This is a genomic window from Neisseria sp. HMSC066H01, from assembly GCF_001837375.1.
Lineage (GTDB): Bacteria > Pseudomonadota > Gammaproteobacteria > Burkholderiales > Neisseriaceae > Neisseria.
In genome coordinates, this window is sequence record NZ_KV832194.1 from 276,919 (window position 1) to 293,708 (window position 16,790).

At 51.2% G+C, this 16,790-nt stretch carries 18 protein-coding genes; 11 read left to right on the forward strand and 7 right to left on the reverse strand.

The features are described from left to right. Positions 1-158 precede the first annotated feature (158 nt). The gene (locus HMPREF2551_RS05470) at positions 159-656 is read left to right on the forward strand and encodes a YbhB/YbcL family Raf kinase inhibitor-like protein (protein WP_049322429.1); all 498 of its coding nucleotides are present in this window, start codon (positions 159-161) and stop codon (positions 654-656) included. 79 nt (positions 657-735) lie between these two features. Here the strand turns inward: HMPREF2551_RS05470 and HMPREF2551_RS05475 are convergent, their stop codons facing one another. From HMPREF2551_RS05475 to HMPREF2551_RS05485, 3 genes are all read right to left on the reverse strand, one after another. Beyond that, the gene (locus HMPREF2551_RS05475) at positions 736-1,245 is read right to left on the reverse strand and encodes a peptidylprolyl isomerase (RefSeq protein ID WP_070837673.1); all 510 of its coding nucleotides are present in this window, start codon (positions 1,243-1,245) and stop codon (positions 736-738) included. A 118-nt stretch (positions 1,246-1,363) separates the two neighbouring features. Continuing rightward, entirely contained in the window at positions 1,364-2,779 is a 1,416-nt protein-coding gene (locus HMPREF2551_RS05480) for an SLC13 family permease (RefSeq protein ID WP_070837675.1), read from the reverse strand. 265 nt (positions 2,780-3,044) lie between these two features. Further along, complete coding sequence (locus tag HMPREF2551_RS05485) at positions 3,045-4,217, reverse strand: sugar transporter (RefSeq protein WP_070837677.1); 1,173 nt, start codon at positions 4,215-4,217, stop codon at positions 3,045-3,047. 144 nt (positions 4,218-4,361) lie between these two features. Here HMPREF2551_RS05485 and HMPREF2551_RS05490 point away from each other — a divergent pair, with 144 nt between their 5' ends. Continuing rightward, entirely contained in the window at positions 4,362-4,571 is a 210-nt protein-coding gene (locus HMPREF2551_RS05490) for a heavy-metal-associated domain-containing protein (protein ID WP_004519826.1), read from the forward strand. Positions 4,572-4,820: 249 nt separating this feature from the next. On the opposite strand, the gene cueR is transcribed toward HMPREF2551_RS05490, so the two are convergent. After that, on the reverse strand, positions 4,821-5,213 hold the full coding sequence (cueR, locus tag HMPREF2551_RS05495; RefSeq protein ID WP_070813941.1) for a Cu(I)-responsive transcriptional regulator: 393 nt from the start codon (positions 5,211-5,213) through the stop codon (positions 4,821-4,823). Between the two features lie 147 nt (positions 5,214-5,360). Here cueR and HMPREF2551_RS05500 point away from each other — a divergent pair, with 147 nt between their 5' ends. The 6 genes from HMPREF2551_RS05500 (at position 5,361) to HMPREF2551_RS05525 (ending at position 9,855) form a co-directional block, all read left to right on the forward strand. Continuing rightward, positions 5,361-5,570, forward strand: coding sequence for a heavy-metal-associated domain-containing protein (locus tag HMPREF2551_RS05500; protein ID WP_003674677.1), 210 nt, complete (start codon positions 5,361-5,363; stop codon positions 5,568-5,570). Between the two features lie 98 nt (positions 5,571-5,668). Then, the gene (locus tag HMPREF2551_RS05505; RefSeq protein WP_070813942.1) at positions 5,669-7,831 is read left to right on the forward strand and encodes a heavy metal translocating P-type ATPase; all 2,163 of its coding nucleotides are present in this window, start codon (positions 5,669-5,671) and stop codon (positions 7,829-7,831) included. Between the two features lie 71 nt (positions 7,832-7,902). After that, complete coding sequence (locus HMPREF2551_RS05510; RefSeq protein WP_070813943.1) at positions 7,903-8,385, forward strand: SEL1-like repeat protein; 483 nt, start codon at positions 7,903-7,905, stop codon at positions 8,383-8,385. An 89-nt stretch (positions 8,386-8,474) separates the two neighbouring features. Beyond that, positions 8,475-8,732, forward strand: coding sequence for a hypothetical protein (locus tag HMPREF2551_RS05515; protein ID WP_004519821.1), 258 nt, complete (start codon positions 8,475-8,477; stop codon positions 8,730-8,732). 122 nt (positions 8,733-8,854) lie between these two features. Beyond that, on the forward strand, positions 8,855-9,421 hold the full coding sequence (locus HMPREF2551_RS05520; protein ID WP_070813944.1) for an SGNH/GDSL hydrolase family protein: 567 nt from the start codon (positions 8,855-8,857) through the stop codon (positions 9,419-9,421). Between the two features lie 119 nt (positions 9,422-9,540). Beyond that, the gene (locus HMPREF2551_RS05525) at positions 9,541-9,855 is read left to right on the forward strand and encodes a CsbD family protein (protein WP_070813945.1); all 315 of its coding nucleotides are present in this window, start codon (positions 9,541-9,543) and stop codon (positions 9,853-9,855) included. Between the two features lie 64 nt (positions 9,856-9,919). Here HMPREF2551_RS05525 and trpD read toward each other — a convergent pair whose 3' ends face one another. Together trpD and HMPREF2551_RS05535 are read right to left on the reverse strand one after the other, a co-directional pair. After that, a complete protein-coding gene (gene trpD, locus HMPREF2551_RS05530) occupies positions 9,920-10,948 on the reverse strand; it encodes an anthranilate phosphoribosyltransferase (protein ID WP_003747072.1) in 1,029 nt (342 codons plus the stop codon). 88 nt (positions 10,949-11,036) lie between these two features. Next, on the reverse strand, positions 11,037-11,627 hold the full coding sequence (locus HMPREF2551_RS05535) for an aminodeoxychorismate/anthranilate synthase component II (RefSeq protein WP_036490598.1): 591 nt from the start codon (positions 11,625-11,627) through the stop codon (positions 11,037-11,039). Positions 11,628-11,802: 175 nt separating this feature from the next. On the opposite strand from HMPREF2551_RS05535, the gene HMPREF2551_RS05540 reads away from it, so the two are divergent. From HMPREF2551_RS05540 to kdsA, 3 genes are all read left to right on the forward strand, one after another. Beyond that, a complete protein-coding gene (locus HMPREF2551_RS05540; protein WP_049359789.1) occupies positions 11,803-13,344 on the forward strand; it encodes a YdgA family protein in 1,542 nt (513 codons plus the stop codon). Positions 13,345-13,422: 78 nt separating this feature from the next. Next, on the forward strand, positions 13,423-13,806 hold the full coding sequence (gene panD, locus HMPREF2551_RS05545; protein ID WP_003678944.1) for an aspartate 1-decarboxylase: 384 nt from the start codon (positions 13,423-13,425) through the stop codon (positions 13,804-13,806). A gap of 74 nt (positions 13,807-13,880) precedes the next feature. Further along, the gene (gene kdsA, locus HMPREF2551_RS05550) at positions 13,881-14,723 is read left to right on the forward strand and encodes a 3-deoxy-8-phosphooctulonate synthase (RefSeq protein ID WP_049359787.1); all 843 of its coding nucleotides are present in this window, start codon (positions 13,881-13,883) and stop codon (positions 14,721-14,723) included. Positions 14,724-14,780: 57 nt separating this feature from the next. Here kdsA and mutL read toward each other — a convergent pair whose 3' ends face one another. Further along, positions 14,781-16,757 (reverse strand): DNA mismatch repair endonuclease MutL, encoded by a 1,977-nt coding sequence (gene mutL / locus HMPREF2551_RS05555; RefSeq protein ID WP_049359785.1) that lies wholly within the window; start codon positions 16,755-16,757, stop codon positions 14,781-14,783. Between the last annotated feature and the right edge of the window lie 33 nt (positions 16,758-16,790).

Here is a 16,790-nt window from a genome sequence, read left to right on the forward strand (position 1 = left end):
GCGGATTATACTATGGAATGTCAAATGTGTTTGATCGAATTGTGAATATTGCTTGATGCCGTCTGAAAATGCGACATCGGGAAAGTGAAAACGGCAGTATCTTTCAGACGGCCTTGGGGTTTGTTAGAATGAACAAACCTACTATTGGGAGATATAAGATGAAAGTCAGCAGTAAAGCTATTGTCAACGGCGAATTTGAAGACAAATACGGCAAGCGCGGCAGCCAGTTCAGTCCGAACGGTATGCCTACTTATTCGATTCCTTTTGAGATCGAAGATGCGCCTGAAGGAACAAAATCGTTTGCCGTGGTGTTGGAAGACAAAGATGCCATTTCAGCATCGGGTTTCGTATGGACGCATTGGTTGATTTCGGATTTGAAACGTACTTCCGTGGCAGAAAATGAAAGTATTTCTGCAACGGATTTCACGCAAGGCGCGAACACCTGGGCGAGCGCATTGGGTAAATTTGAAATCGAAGAGGCTTCGTTTTACGGCGGTATGGCGCCACCGAACAACCGCCATCGTTACGAGCTGATTGTGTACGCGCTGGATACCGTTTTGGATTTGCCGCGTGGTTTCCGCTTTAATGAGTTGCATTTTGCCATGCAGGGCCATGTGTTGGATTCGGCATGTGTGGTCGGTACTTATGATGTGTGAAGGTATCGTCATTAACGATTGAAAAACAGCCTGTCCGTTTTGAATTCGGACAGGCTGTTTTTATGGGAAATCAAATCAATTAAACCACTTCGGCTTTGGTGATGATGACAGGCTCGGTCGGTACATCGTCGTGGTAGCCGTGGCGTTTGGTAGAAACGCCTTCGATGGCATCAACCACGTCAAAACCGTCAACGACTTTACCAAATACGGCATAGCCCCAGTCTTGGACGACGGTTTTGCCGTACAGTTCTTTAGAGCGGAAGTTCAGGAAAGCGTTGTCGGCAGTGTTGATGAAGAATTGCGCGCTGGCAGAGTGAGGATCGGAAGTACGTGCCATGGAGATGGTGTATTTTTCGTTGGGCAAACCGTTGGACGCTTCGTTTTGAATCGGATCGCGGGTTTCTTTTTCGTTCATGTTTTCATCCATGCCGCCGCCTTGAATCATGAAGCCTTTGATGACGCGGTGGAAGATTACGCCGTCGTAGAAGCCGTCTTTAACGTATTGCTCGAAGTTTTTAGCAGTAACGGGGGCTTTGTCGAAATCGAGTTCGATTTTGATGTCGCCTTTGTTGGTATGCAGGATAATCATGGGTTTCCTTTCGTTAGAATCCAGTTTTGAATCATTCGTTAAATTGTGTCTGAATGACAAACTTCAAGGCCGTCTGAAAAATATTCTTTCAGACGGCCTTGTTGTTTGGGTCGACGGTTTACATCAGTACAACATAAGCCCACAGCGCAACCAATACGATACAGAGGATGTTCAGTAATAAGCCGACATTCATCATCTCGCGTTGTTTGATTAAGCCTGTACCGAACACAATCGCGTTAGGCGGTGTGGCAACCGGCAACATGAAGGCACAAGATGCGCCGACACCGATCACGAATACCAAGACTTGTTCAGGCAGGCCCATTTGCGCGGCGATGCTGGCGAAAATAGGCACAAGCAGGGCGGCGGAAGCCGTGTTACTGGTGAACTCGGTCAGGAAGATGATGAAGGTGGCAACCACAAAAATCACCAGCAATGCAGGAGAATGAGAGAACGTGGAAGCGACTTGTTGACCCAGTGCTTCAGATGCGCCGGAAGATTGCAGCAACGCGCTCAAGCTGATACCGCCACCGAAGAGCATCAATACACCCCAGTCGGTATTGCGGGCAACTTCTTTCCATTGAGCCACGCCGAATACGACGACGGCAACGGCGGCAATCAGGGCGATAACGGTATCAGGGTTGGAAATACCGAATGCGGCTTTGATTTTGGAGCTGAATACCCAAGCGATGGCTGCGGCCAAGAAAATCAACAGCGCGATAACGCGGTGTAAAGTCCAAGGGATAGATTCGGCTTTAACTTCCACGCGCTCGTTCAAATTAGGCTTGAGGATGACGTACATGGAGAACAGCATCAGCGGCAGAATCAACAGCATCATCGGCAGGCCGAGCTTCATCCAGCCGACGAAGTCCAAGTTCAGCGCTTTGGCGGCAATCATGTTCGGCGGAGAACCGACCACGGTACCCAAGCCGCCGATACTGGCGCAGTAGGCGATACCGAGCAGGACGAAAACGTAGGTTTTGCGTTCTTTTTCTTGGTCGAGGTGGCTCATCATACCCATTGCCAAAGGCAGCATCATCGCGGCAGTCGCAGTGTTACTGATCCACATAGACAGGAAGGCGGTAACGGCAAACAGCATCAACACGGCAACTTTCATATTGCCACGGGACAGGCGTAACAGGCTGACGGCGATTTTACGGTCGAGACGCTGCATGTGTAGGGCGGTTGCAAGCGCGAAGCCGCCGAAGAAGATATAAATCGTCGGGTCGGAGAAACCTGCCATTGCTTTTTTGATGTCCATATCCGGGAAACCGAGTACAACGGCAAGGATAGGGATCATCAGTGCGGTAACGGTAATGTGTACGGCTTCGGTAAACCAAAGTGCCGCAACGAAAAGCAACAGCGCGATACCTTTGTTGGCATCGGTACTGTAGGGAAGAATGTAATAAATGCCGAAGCAGACAACAGCAGAGATAATGGTCGTCAGCAGTCCTTTAAAGTCGGTAATCGGCTTCTGTGCACTGAGAAGCTCGACGTTCTCAGGATGCTGAGTCTTATCCTTGGCGTTTAAGTCCATGATGTATTCCTCTGAAACATGATTGGTTTTTCTTTTCAGCCGTACGTTCAGACGGCCTAATAGGCGACAGTATATTTGTAATTTGATGTAGTGTAAACAAATTGTAAATTGTTTTTTAGAAATGAAATGAAAACCGGATAAGCAGCAAGAAAACTGCTTATCCGGCGGAATGAAGATCCATCGTGGGTTAATAAGAATCAGGACAAATCGGTGAAGCTGCCAAAATTACGGCCGGGTCAGTAATACCATCCTGATTTATATGGATTTAAACATTTTGCGTCAGATTGTCTTGTTCCTTAAACAACAAGCCACAAACGGCCAGACCTGCCGCCGCCAGTAAGGCTCCGGCGATACCGATATTGGAAAGGCCGAACCAGACGGTTACATAATGCCCCAAAAGCGCACCGCCGCCGATGCCGACATTGTACAAGCCTGAATAAATCGAGTTGGCCACATCTGTTGCATCCGAGGCAAATGCCAAGACTTTCGACACCATGCCCAAGCTGACGATGACGATGGCCACGCCCCAAATAAACACCAGCGCGTACACCGCATAAGGGAAAGAGACAAACGGCAGAAGCAGCAGGGCGGATAGCAGGATGACAGCCACCGCACCAAGCATAAACAAACGTTGCGCTTTGGCAAACCATTTGCCAAACAGATAAGAAGCGGCAAATCCTGCCAAACCGTACAGGCTCAAAACGATGGTAACTTGTTCGGCCTTAAATCCGCCAACTTGCAACACAAAAGGCTCGATATAGCTGTATGCCGTGAAATGTGCCGTGATAATCAACACCGTCATGGCATAAAGTAACATCAGGTTGCGGCGTTTGAACAAACTCGGCAGGCTGCTTAAAGAACCGGTATTCTGGCTGGGTAAAGCAGGTAGGTTTTTGGCCAACACCAGCATTACGCCGGCGGCGCAGACACCAATCAGCAGGAAGCTAAGCTGCCAGCTGAAATATTGCCCGACCACGCGTCCCAGCGGAATGCCCAACACCATGGCCAAAACCGTACCCGTACTGAGCAAGCCCAAAGCCTGATTGGTTTTGCCGGTGGGTGCAAGCCGTACCGCCAAAGAAGCTGTAATCGACCAAAAGATAGCGTGTGTCAGCGCAATCCCGATACGGCTGACCAAGAGGATGTTGAAGTTCCAAGAAAAAAACGACAGTGCGTGAAACAGCGCAAACAGTGCAAACAGCATCAGCAATAATTTGCGCCGTTCGATGTTTTTCGTCATCAGCATCAGCGGCAGCGATAGGAGCGCAACAATCCACGCATACACCGTAATCATCATGCCCACTTCCGTTGCCGGTTTGCCAAAGCTCTGACCAATGTCGCTCAAAAGCGCAATCGGAATGTATTCGGTGGTATTGAAAATAAACGCCCCCACCGCCAGCGCGCATACGCTAACCCATTGTTTGAATGTTGAAGTCATTATTATGTCCGTTTGATGAAGCAAAAGGCGTTATTGTACGCCTATCTGCATTTTTCAGACGGCCTTAATAAAGAATTTGCAAGCTGTTTGCGTAAGGAGTAAAGTGTTTGGCAACCATATTTGTTTGAATGAAAGGAAATACAAATGCAAACTGTTACCCTCAACATCGACGGCATGACCTGCGGCGGCTGCGTGAAAAGCGTAACCCGTCTTTTGGAAGGCGTAGAAGGCGTGGAAAAAGCAGAAGTCAGCTTGGAAAACAAAAATGCAGTGATTACTTTTGATGAAAGCAAGACAGATACCGACGCGCTGATTGATGCCGTAGAAGACGGCGGCTACGATGTGGCTTTGTAACCGATAAGCGTATTTTTGAATAAAGGCCGTCTGAAACGCTTCAGACGGCCTTTGTCTCTTGATCACTTACTTTTTGCCATTATTTGGATTACACCGCCACACGGGTAAACAAAAGTTTTCGCGCATATCTGAAGCAAAGCGGCGGCAAGTGGCTGCCGTATTACGACGAGGCCTGTACCAAACCGTTAGCGGCCGACTAAGGCTACCTGAAACTTTTCAGGTAACCTGTTTCTATTCTGCCCAAGCCGCCTAACGCTCCTCCAGTCCGGCCAAAATCGCACAATCCGGGCAGTCGTCTCCCGCGCAGGCATCGTGCCAACGTTGCAGCTCGGCCACCATGCCCTGCAAGCGTTCGATTTTGGCCTCCAGCTCGGCGATGTGCCGCGCGGTGAGCGTTTTCACTTCGCGGCTGGTACGCTGCGGGTTGTGTTGCAGGCTCAAAAGCTGCCCGATCTGCGGCAGCGAAAAGCCCACTTCCCGCGCATGGCGGATAAAGCGCAGCCGGACAAGGTCGGCATGTCCGTAGCGGCGGTAGCCCGCTTCGCTGCGCGCGGCCGGGGCGATTAGGCCGTGCTTTTCGTAGTCGCGGATTTGTTTGGCGGAAAGGCTGCTCTCGGCCGCGGCCTGGCTGATGTTCATCATGATGCTTGACCTTTACTTCGGGTAAAGCTTTATAGTGGCGGCACTTAGCGGGAAAGCAAGAGCAGACCCATCATTTCAGGTTACCTGAAAGCTTTGGCTGCAACGGGCTTTAAAACCTCAGCCTCATTCCAACAGAAAGGAAACCCTATGCAAACCATCACATTAAACATCGAAGGCATGACCTGCGGCGGCTGCGTGAAAAGCGTTACCAGCATCCTCGAAGGCGTAAACGGCGTGGACAAGGCCGAAGTGAGCCTGGAAAACAAGAATGCCGTCGTGGAATTCGACCCCGCCCAAACCAACCCCGCCGCGCTGATAGAAGCGGTGGAAGACGGCGGCTTTGATGCGGCTTTGTAAATCGAATCGCAACAAATCGACTGCAACACCCCAAAGGCTACCTGAAATCCTGCTCCGCTTTTTTCAGGTAGCCCAACCACATTCAGAAGGAAGAAACCATGCAACAAAAAGTCCGTTTTCAAATCGAAGGCATGACTTGTCAGGCCTGTGCTTCGCGTATTGAAAAAGTGTTGAACAAAAAAGATTTTGTCGAATCGGCAGGGGTGAACTTTGCCAGCGAGGAAGCGCAGGTTACGTTTGACGACAGCAAAACCTCCGCAGCCGACATCGCCAAAATTATCGAGAAAACCGGCTACGGCGCGAAGGAAAAAACGGAAGACGCGCTGCCGCAGCCCGAAGAAGCAGCGCATGTAAGCTGGAGGCTGTGGCTTTTGTTGGCCATCAATATTCCGTTCCTTATCGGCATGGCAGGGATGATGATCGGGCGGCACGATTGGATGATTCCGCCTGTATGGCAGTTTGCGCTGGCGAGCGTGGTGCAGCTTTGGCTGGCGGTGCCGTTTTACAAAAGCGCGTGGGCGAGCATTAAGGGCGGGTTGGCGAACATGGACGTGCTGGTTACCATCGGTACGGTATCGATTTACCTGTATTCCGTCTATATGCTGTTTTTCAGCCCGCACGCGGCGCACGGCATGGCACACGTGTATTTTGAAGTAGGCGTGATGGTGATCGGTTTTGTGTCGCTGGGCAAATTTTTGGAACACCGCACCAAAAAATCCAGCCTGAACAGCTTGGGCTTGCTGCTCAAACTCACGCCGACCCAAGTCAACGTGCAACGCGATGGCGAATGGAAACAACTGCCCATCGACCAAGTGCAAATCGGCGACCTTATCCGCGCCAACCACGGCGAACGCATTGCCGCCGACGGCATCATCGAGAGCGGCAGCGGTTGGGCGGATGAGAGCCATCTTACCGGCGAATCCAACCCCGAAGAGAAAAAAGCGGGCGGAAAAGTATTGGCGGGTGCGTTGATGACCGAAGGCAGCGTGGTGTACCGCGCCACACAACTCGGCAGCCAAACCCTGCTTGGCGACATGATGAACGCGCTGTCCGAAGCGCAGGGCAGTAAAGCGCCGATTGCGCGCGTGGCAGACAAGGCGGCGGCGGTGTTTGTGCCTGCCGTCGTGGGCATCGCGCTTCTGACTTTTATCGCCACTTGGCTGGTGAAAGGCGATTGGACGGTTGCTCTGATGCACGCCGTTGCCGTTTTGGTAATTGCTTGTCCGTGCGCGCTCGGTCTGGCGACGCCCGCTGCGATTATGGTCGGCATGGGCAAGGCGGTGAAACACGGCATTTGGTTCAAAGACGCGGCGGCGATGGAAGAAGCCGCCCATGTCGATGCCGTCGTGTTGGACAAAACCGGCACGCTGACCGAAGGCAGGCCGCAGGTTGCCGCCGTTTATTGCGTTCCCGACAGCGGCTTTGACGAAGACGCTTTGTACCGCATCGCCGCCGCCGTCGAACAAAACGCCGCTCATCCGCTTGCCCGCGCCATCGTTTCCGCCGCCCAAGCGCGCGGCTTGGAGATTCCTGCCGCACAAAACGCGCAAACTGTTGTCGGCGCAGGCATTACCGCCGAAGTGGAAGGCGTGGGTTTGGTGAAAGCAGGCAAAGCCGAATTTGCCGAATTGACCTTGCCGAAGTTTTCAGACGGCGTTTGGGATATTGCAAGCATTGTTGCAGTCTCAGTCGATAACAAACCTATCGGCGCATTCGCACTTGCCGACGCGTTGAAAGCCGATACCGCCGAAGCCATAGGCCGTCTGAAAAAACACAATATCGATGTTTACATCATGAGCGGCGACAACCAAGGCACGGTCGAATACGTCGCCAAACAACTGGGCATCGCACACGCCTTCGGCAATATGAGTCCGCGCGATAAAGCTGCCGAAGTGCAGAAACTCAAAGCTGCCGGCAAAACCGTGGCGATGGTCGGCGACGGTATCAACGATGCGCCCGCGCTCGCCGCCGCCAACGTCAGTTTCGCCATGAAGGGCGGTGCGGACGTTGCCGAACATACCGCATCCGCCACGCTGATGCAGCATTCGGTCAACCAACTCGCCGATGCCCTGCTGGTGTCGCAGGCAACCTTGAAAAACATCAAGCAAAACCTGTTCTTCGCCTTCTTCTACAATATATTGGGTGTTCCGCTCGCCGCGCTCGGCTTCCTAAACCCTGTTATCGCAGGTGCGGCAATGGCGGCAAGCTCGGTTTCCGTGTTGAGCAATGCCTTGCGCCTGAAACGGGTGAAGATTGAGTGATAATATAAAGGCCGTCTGAAGATTGTTTTTCAGACGGCCTGTCATTTAAGTATTTTTGAAGGAATAATCAGATGAGAACACTTCGTTTATTGTTTGGCTTGGCATTGGTTGCTACGGGGTTTAGCGTGCAGGCTGGGGATTACAGCGAGAAGCAGCACGATAAGCTGATACGAGAATGCAATCGGAACAATCTGGAAAGTTGTGTCACTGCGGCCGTTTGGATGCGCGATTATCTTGAAGCGCCTGCTCATGCTTATCCGTTTCTGAAAAAAGCCTGCGATGGCGGCAATATGCGCGGCTGCAATGTTTTGGGTAATCTGTATCTCAATCCGTCCAGCGGTTTAGGCATGGATTATGCCGCCGCAGTCAAGCTCTACGAGCGAGCCTGTAAAGGCGGTTATGAAAATGCCTGTACCAATTTTGAAGAAACTAAAGCAGAGATGGCGCAAGGCAATACACCAGACCGCGACAGCCGTTTAAACCAACTGAGCGAATCTTGTGCTTTGGAAAACGAATCCGCTTGTCAGGCGTTAATGATGGAAATGCAACGTTGAGCGTCACGCTGAGGCCGTTTGAAGATTGTTTTTCAGACGGCCTTTAATCCATATTTTCTGATTTCGAGACTCAAGCGGGAGTATGTCGTATGGACATGATGTTGTTTACCAATATTGTATTGATTGTTTTATGTATTTTTACCATGTTGCTGGTGTGGTCGCGTAACTGGAAACGCAAGCAGGCGTATTTTGAGAAAATCAAAAGCAATCCGGAAAACCTCAAATGGGTTGGGCAGAATCTGACCGGTCAGGAATGGAAGGATTTGAAAGCCGTGAGCGACCGTTTTGGGCTGCCCATGTTGCAGGCCAAGCAATTAATTGATTTTTATAAAAACAGTCAGCGTTAATTGATAATTTAACGATAGAACTTGACTGAAGTTAAGGCCGTCTGAAATAGCACTCTTATAATAATATAAGTGATATTTCAGACGGCCTTGCTGTTGGTTCAAATAAAGGGAGGAGAACAAAAATGACCGTTTACTTAATCGGCGACTCCGTTCGGCTTGCTTCGGAGCCTTACACGCGCGCCGCTTTGCCTGAGGTGGATATTGTTTCTCCATCGGAAAACTGCCGTTCGTCGCATGATGTGTTAGAGCATATCAGGCAATGGACAGAGGGCGCGACTGTGGGAGACATTATCCACATCAATTGCGGTTTGCACGACATCCGCCATAATCAAGGCTGTAATGAGCCGGTGGCCGATATAAAAACCTATCGCAGCAACCTGATTCAAATTTTTGATTATTTGAAACAGACAGGTGCAAAAATTATTTGGGCGTGCAGTACGCCGTTTTTGGAAAGCGTACACAATATCGTCAAACCCTCGCGCCGCTATCTGGCTGATTTGAAGGCCTATAACCGTGTGGCGGAGGATTTGGCAAGGCAATATGGCTTTGCCATCAATGATTTATACAGCCTGATGTTTGAGCAGGATTTGACTGATGTGATGCTGTGCGACGGGCTTCATTTCAATGAGTTTGGCAGTAAGATGATAGGCAAGGCAGTAGCCGAAGCGATATTGAAACAGTTGTGCTAACTTGACGTAATCCATTTTTATTATGTTTTTAATATTGAGACAGACTTTAAGTTGCAACCCAATATCTTTTGGGATATAGTGATTACTCTTATCAACATGAAACTAAGAAGGAATAAATGATGACTGGCAAATTAGATCAAATCAGCGGTGAAGTAAAAGAGAAAGCCGGCGAAGTTCTTGACGATTCCAAACTCAAAGCTGAAGGCGTAGTTCAACAAGGCGTCGGTAAGACAAAAGAAGTTGCTGCGGATGCTAAAGAAAAAGCAGAAAACTTTGCAGGTGAAGCCAAAGAAAAAGCGGCGCACTTCGCAGGCGAGGCTAAAGAAAAAGTAGAAAACTTTGCAGGTGAAGCCAAAGAGAAAGTAGCACACTTGGCTGAAGAAGCCAAAGAAAAAGCTGAAGGCTTGATTAATGATATTAAAAGCAAATTTTAATATTTAAAGAATAAAAGGCCGTCTGAAAGATTTTTCAGACGGCCTTTGTTTATGGTTTTAAAGTTTAGGCAAACTGTTTGCCAAATTCGATAAACTCGTCTTTTTTGGCTTTGGCTTTGCCGGAGTCGATGGCTTCTTGCGCGGCTTTGACACCGTCCGCCAGCGATGCGACCACATTTCCTGCGTAGAGCGCGGCGGCTGCATTGAGGACGACGATGTCGCGTGCGGCACCGACTTTGCCATCCAGCACTTCGTTCATTTTTTGCAGGGATTCTTGCGCGTTTTCGACTTTGATTTCGTCCAAATTGCGGCGGATTTCCATGCCGAAATCGGCCGGGCTGATATCGTATTCGGTGATTTTGCCGTCTTTCAGTTCGGCAACGCGGGTTTTGCCGGTCAGCGTGATTTCATCCAAACCGCCTTCGCCGCACACAACCAAAACATGCTTGGAACCAAGCTGTTGCAATACGCGGGAAAGAATGCCGCACAAGTCGATGTGGAACACGCCCAAGAGTTGGTTTGCCGCGCCGGCAGGATTGGTCAGTGGGCCCAAGATATTGAAGATGCTGCGGAAGCCGAGCGAACGGCGGACTGGGGCAACATAGCGCATAGCGCTGTGGTGGTTGGGCGCGAACATAAAGCCGATGCCGGTTTGCTGAATGCTTTGGGCAACCTGTTCGGGGTTGAGATTGAGGTTGGCGCCCATTTGTTCCATGACATCGGCAGCGCCGCTGGATGAAGAAACGGAGCGGCCGCCGTGTTTGGCGACTTTCGCGCCTGCCGCAGCCGCGACAAACATGGAAGTTGTGGAAATATTGAAGGTTTTGGCACCGTCGCCGCCTGTACCGACAATATCGACCAAATCATCGGCATTTTCCAGCGGTACTTTGGTGGCAAATTCGCGCATTACGCTGGCTGCGGCGGTAATCTCGGAAACGGTTTCAACTTTAATCCGCAGGCCGGTCAGGATGGCGGCGATTTGCTCGGGCGGAACTTGGCCACTCATGATTTGGCGCATGAGGTCGGTCATTTCATCGTAGAAAAGTTCGTTGTTGCTGATGAGGCGTTCAATCGCTTGTTGAGGGGTAATCATGATTGTTCCTTTGTTTGTGTCCGATGTGATTCAGGCCGTCTGAAAATGCGGTTTGAACACTGTCAAACACATTTCAGACGGCCTTTCATTAAGATTTTTGCGGGCGGTAGTCTTTGAATTCTTCCAAGAAGTTTTTCAGCATATCGTGGCCGTGTTCGGTCAGCAGAGCTTCGGGGTGGAACTGTACGCCTTCGACGGCATATTCTTTATGGCGCACGCCCATGATTTCGCCGTCTTCCGTCCATGCGGTAATTTCGAGGCAGTCGGGCAGGGTGGCGCGGTCGATGGCGAGGCTGTGGTAGCGCGTGCAGTTGACCGGATTGGGCAGGTCTTTAAACATGCCTGTGCCGTGATGGAAAACGGGGGAGACTTTGCCGTGCATCATCGTTTGCGCGCGCACGACATTGCCGCCGAACGCTTCGCCCATGGTTTGATGGCCGAGGCATACGCCCATGACGGGCAGCCTGCCGGCAAAGTGCTGCATGGCTGCAACAGAAATGCCTGCTTCTTTCGGGGAACAAGGGCCGGGGCCGATGACCAGATATTGCGGTTTCAGGGCTTCGATTTCTTCGAGGGTGATTTCATCGTTGCAGCGTACCAAAACTTCCTGCCCCAATTCGGCAAAGTATTGGACGATGTTGTAGGTGAAGCTGTCGTAGTTATCAATGAATAAAAGCATTTGCAAACCTTTAATGACATTTCGACAGACAGGGTAAGGCCTGCCAAAAGTGTAAAAACCGTTTATATTTGCATAATATCACAATCTTCCCCTAAAGGCCGTCTGAAACGGCGGATAAGACAAAACAGCTAAAAAATGCTATGCTTTACGCTTTGAACCTAATCTGTTTGAAGTGATGAAAAAGTATCTTATCCCGACTGCCGCCGTCGTTATCGCCGCTGCGCTCGGCACGCCTTACTATCTCGGTGTCAAAGCGGAAGAAAGCCTGACCGAGCAACAAAAGCTGTTGCAGGAATCCGGTTTCCTGACCGTTGAATCCCACCAATACGATCGCGGCTGGTTCAGTTCAACCGAGACGACCGTCATCCGCCTCAAGCCGACCCTGCTTCAAAATACGCAAAAATACCTGCCGGACAATTTGAAAACCGTCCTGCAAGAGCCGATTACGGTCATCAACCACGTAACACACGGCCCTTTTGCCGGCGGCTTCGGCACGCGCGCCCACGTGGAAACCGAGTTCCAATACCATCCGGAAACCAAAAAGGTTTTGGACCGCTTCTTCGGCCAACAAACGCCGTTGACCATGACCAATACGGTTTACCTTTCCGGCGACGGCAAACTCAGCCTCAATATCCCCGCCTTCGATTATGAAGAGCTTTCCGGTATCAAGCTCAACTGGAAAGGCTTTAGCGGCAATACCGATTACAGCCAAGGCTTCAAAAGCTATCGCCACGATTACCTTGCGCCGTCTTTGCAAGTCAAATTGGCCGACAAAGGCGATGTGTCTTTGGAAAACCTGCGCTTCCAGTCCGAAACGGAAGACGGCCTGACCAAACTTGCTTTGGGCAAGAGCAGCATTACGCTGGATAAATTCCTGCTGCAATGGAAAGAAAACATCGATTACAACGTTAAGTTGAATGAGTTGGTCAACCTTGTGACCAACCTGCAAATCGGTGCGTTTATCAATCCGACCGGCACGATTGCTCCGTCTAAAATCGAAGTCAACAAACTGCGTTTCGATACCCAGACCGGCGAAGTCGATAAATTCATCAACAGCGAAGGCCGCTTCCAATTTGAAAGCCTGACCTATGGCGAAGACAAATACGGCCCTCTGGATATTAATGTTGCTGCCGAGCATTTGGATGCCGCATCGCTTTTGGCGTTGAAAAACAAAATTGCCGAAGTGTCCGTGAAGAAAATGAGTGAAGAAGAAATTCAGGCTTCCTTGATTCAGACGGCCAAAAATGAGGCTTCGGGTCTGTTTACCAACAATCCGGTTTTAAACGTCAAAACCTTCAAATTCACCATGCCTCATGGCGATGTCGATGTCAGCGGCAAGCTTGCGTTTAAAGGTTTGGCAGCCAAAGACCTCAATAACTTGGGCGATATGCTGAAGAAAACCGAAGCCGACTTCAACATGAGCGTACCGCAAAAATTGTTGGAGCAGCTTGCCGTCAACCAAGCCAGCAGCCTGTTTAGCGTCAATGCCGAAGATGAAGCCGCAGGCCGCGCCAGCATCGACGATATCAACGAGACCTTGCGCCTGATGGTGGACAGTACCATCAAAAGTATGGCAAGAGAAAAATATTTGACCTTAGAAGACGATAATGTCAAAACCCATCTGACTCTGCAAAACAGCGAGTTGAAATTAAACGGAAAAGTCCTTCAAAGCGACCCGGAACCCGAGTTTGACGAATCAGACTTTCCCAATAACTAATCCTCAATCACACAAACAGCGGTTTTAACTTCCCAGAAGTTAAAACCGCAAATCAACCCACAATCAAAAAGGAAACCCATGTTCCGTACCATGCTCGGCGGCAAAATCCACCGTGCCACCGTTACCGAAGCCGACCTCAACTACGTCGGCAGCATTACCGTTGACCAAGACCTGCTGGATGCGGCAGGTATTTGCGTAAACGAAAAAGTCGCCATCGTCAACAATAACAACGGCGAACGTCTTGAAACCTACACCATCCCCGGCGAACGCGGCAGCGGCGTCGTTTGCCTCAATGGCGCGGCCGCGCGTTTGGTTCAAAAAGGCGACATCGTAATCATCATGTCTTACGTCATGTTGTCCGAACCCGAAATTGCAGCGCATGAGCCGAAAGTCGTCCTCGTCGATGAGAACAACAAAATCCGCGACGTGATTTCTTATGAGCCGCCGCACACCGTGTTGTAATATTCAAACAAAGGCCGTCTGAAACGTTTCAGACGGCCTGTTTCCCAAATTCAACTTATCTGAAAGGCTTTGCCGTGAATATCCAAATCAACAACATCACCATCAGCAACGATGCGCCCTTTACCCTTTTCGGCGGCATCAATGTCCTTGAAGACCTCGACTCTACGCTGAAAGCCTGTGAGCAATACGTTAAAGTAACCGATAAGCTCGGCATCCCTTACGTGTTCAAAGCCTCTTTCGACAAGGCAAACCGCTCTTCCATCCACTCTTTCCGCGGTGTGGGTTTGGATGAGGGCATGAAGATTTTTCAAGCGGTGAAGCGCGAGTTTAACGTTCCTGTGATTACCGACGTTCACGAGCCTTACCAATGCCAACCGGTTGCCGAAGTCTGCGATGTCATCCAGCTGCCAGCATTCTTGGCACGCCAAACCGATTTGGTGGTGGCAATGGCGAAAACCGGCAATGTCATCAACATCAAAAAGCCGCAATTCCTCAGCCCGTCTCAAATGAAAAACATTGTCGAGAAATTCCAAGAAGCAGGCAACGAGCAAATCATTTTGTGCGAACGCGGCGCAAACTTTGGCTACGACAACTTGGTGGTCGATATGCTCGGCTTTGGCGTGATGAAAAAAACGTGTCACAACCTGCCCGTTATTTTTGACGTAACCCATTCCCTGCAAACGCGCGAATCCGGCGCTGCTGCGTCAGGCGGCCGTCGCGCCCAAGTATTGGACTTGGCGCTTGCCGGCATGGCAACCCGATTGGCCGGTTTGTTCCTCGAATCCCATGCCAATCCTGACCAAGCCAAATGCGATGGCCCAAGCGCATTGCCGCTTGCGCAATTGGAAGATTTCCTGACCCGTGTTAAAGCGATTGATGAAACCGTGAAATCGTTTGCACCTATGGATATTCGTTAAGGGTCAATCAATTAAAAGGCCGTCTGAAAGCAGTTTCAGACGGCCTTTTTATCGGCGTTACTGTCCGCGTAAAAACAACGCATCCAATTCTTTTAGTGTCAGTTTGACCCAAGTCGGACGGCCGTGGTTGCACTGGTTGCTGCGCGGTGTGTTTTCCATATCGCGCAGGAGGGCGTTCATTTCCGGCAGGGTAAGTTGGCGGCCGGCGCGGACTGAGCCGTGGCAGGACATGGTGGCGAGGATGTGGTTTTCGTGTTCTTCGATGGTTTGGCTGCTGCCGACTTGGGCGAGTTCGCCCAAAACGTCTTTGGCCAATGAAACGACGTCGGCTTTGCCGAGCATGGCGGGGATGGCGCGGACGGCGAGGGTGTTGCCGCCCATGTCGGACAGTTCCAGCCCGAAGCCTGCCAGTGCTTCGGCATGATCGGCAAGGGCGGCGCATTCTTCGTGGGACGCGGCAAAGGTTACGGGAATAAGCAGGCGTTGGTTTTGCAGGTTGCCGTTTTCCTGACGTTGGCGTTTCATTTTTTCGTAGTTGACGCGTTCGGCGGCGGCGTGCATATCGATGAGCAACAGGCTGTCTTCGGCTTGGGCAAGGATATAGATGCCTAGTAATTGGGCAATGGCAAAGCCGAGCGGCGGCAGTTCGGATTGTGATGGAAGGCCGTCTGAAAGCGGCGTATCTGTTTTTTGGGTAGGCATTTCAGACGGCATATTGCCGAAACGTGCCTGCTCGAATTGGCTCAACTCTAGGTCAATGTCGTCGGTTTTTTTGTAGAGTTCGGCATAAGTATTCATGGCTGCACGGCTTTCGCGCAGGGACAGGCTGCGTTGTTGCGGCGCGCGTGCGGCTTGGTAAGGCATGGGCGCGGTTTTGCCTGACGAAACAAAGGCATTGCGTGTATCGGATTTGTTGCCTGTCGGGTAGTTGGATGCGCCATCAAACAGATTTTCGCTGTTGTTTTCAGACGGCATTGGTGTAGGCGTAACGCCGGTAATGTCATGCAACACTTCGCCTGCATTACTGACGCTTTCGGTCAAGTCAGCGCGCGTGTCGGCAAGGGCCTTGTTGAGCGTGTGGAACACAAGTTGGTGTACTTGCTGGCTGTCGCGGAATCGGATTTCGGTTTTGGTCGGGTGGACGTTGACATCTACGGCTTCGGGCGGCAGGTCGAGGAAGAGGACGAAAGCAGGCGTCAGCGCGTTGTGTAATACGTCTCGGTATGCCTGCTTGACGGCATGGAGCATGACTTTGTCGCGGACAAAACGATGGTTGACGAAGCAGTATTGTTTGTCGGTTTTGCCTTTGGCGAAAGTCGGCTTGGCAATCGCGCCATAGAGCCGCAGCGCACCATTGCCGCTGTCAATTTCCAATGAGGCCGCCTGAAAATCATCGCCGACAATGGCGGCAATACGTTCATGCAGGCTTTGTGCAGGAAGTTTAAATACTGGTTTGCCGTCGCGTTTGAGCGAGAAGGCGATGTGCGGATGCGCCAGTGCGAGGCGTTCGAGCATGGTGGCGCAGTGGGCGTATTCGGTGTTTTCGGATTTGAGGAACTTGCGCCGCGCGGGGGTATTGAAGAAGAGTTCGGCGGCTTCGATGGTGGTGCCGACGGGGTGGGAGGCGGCAGTGGGGCTGCTGAGTTTGCCGTCTTCGGCTTTGACTTGGGTCGCGTGCGCGCTGCCGTCTTGACGGCTGGTCAGGGTCAGGCGGCTGACGGAGGCAATACTGGCCAAACCTTCGCCGCGAAAGCCCATGCTGGCAACGTGTTCCAAATCGTTTAAGGTTTTGATTTTGCTGGTGGCATGGCGGTGGAGCGCGAGTTCGATGTCGTCTGGATGGATACCGCTGCCGTTGTCGCTGACGCGGATCAGGCGGATGCCGCCGCCGGCCAGCTCGACATCAATCGCTGTCGCGCCTGCATCGATACTGTTTTCAACAATTTCTTTCAAGGCGTTGGCAGGGCGTTCTACCACTTCGCCGGCGGCGATTTGGTTGACGAGATGGTCGGGCAGGGCGGCAATTCGGGACATCGGTTTCTTTCAAAAAAGCAACGGCGGAAGGGG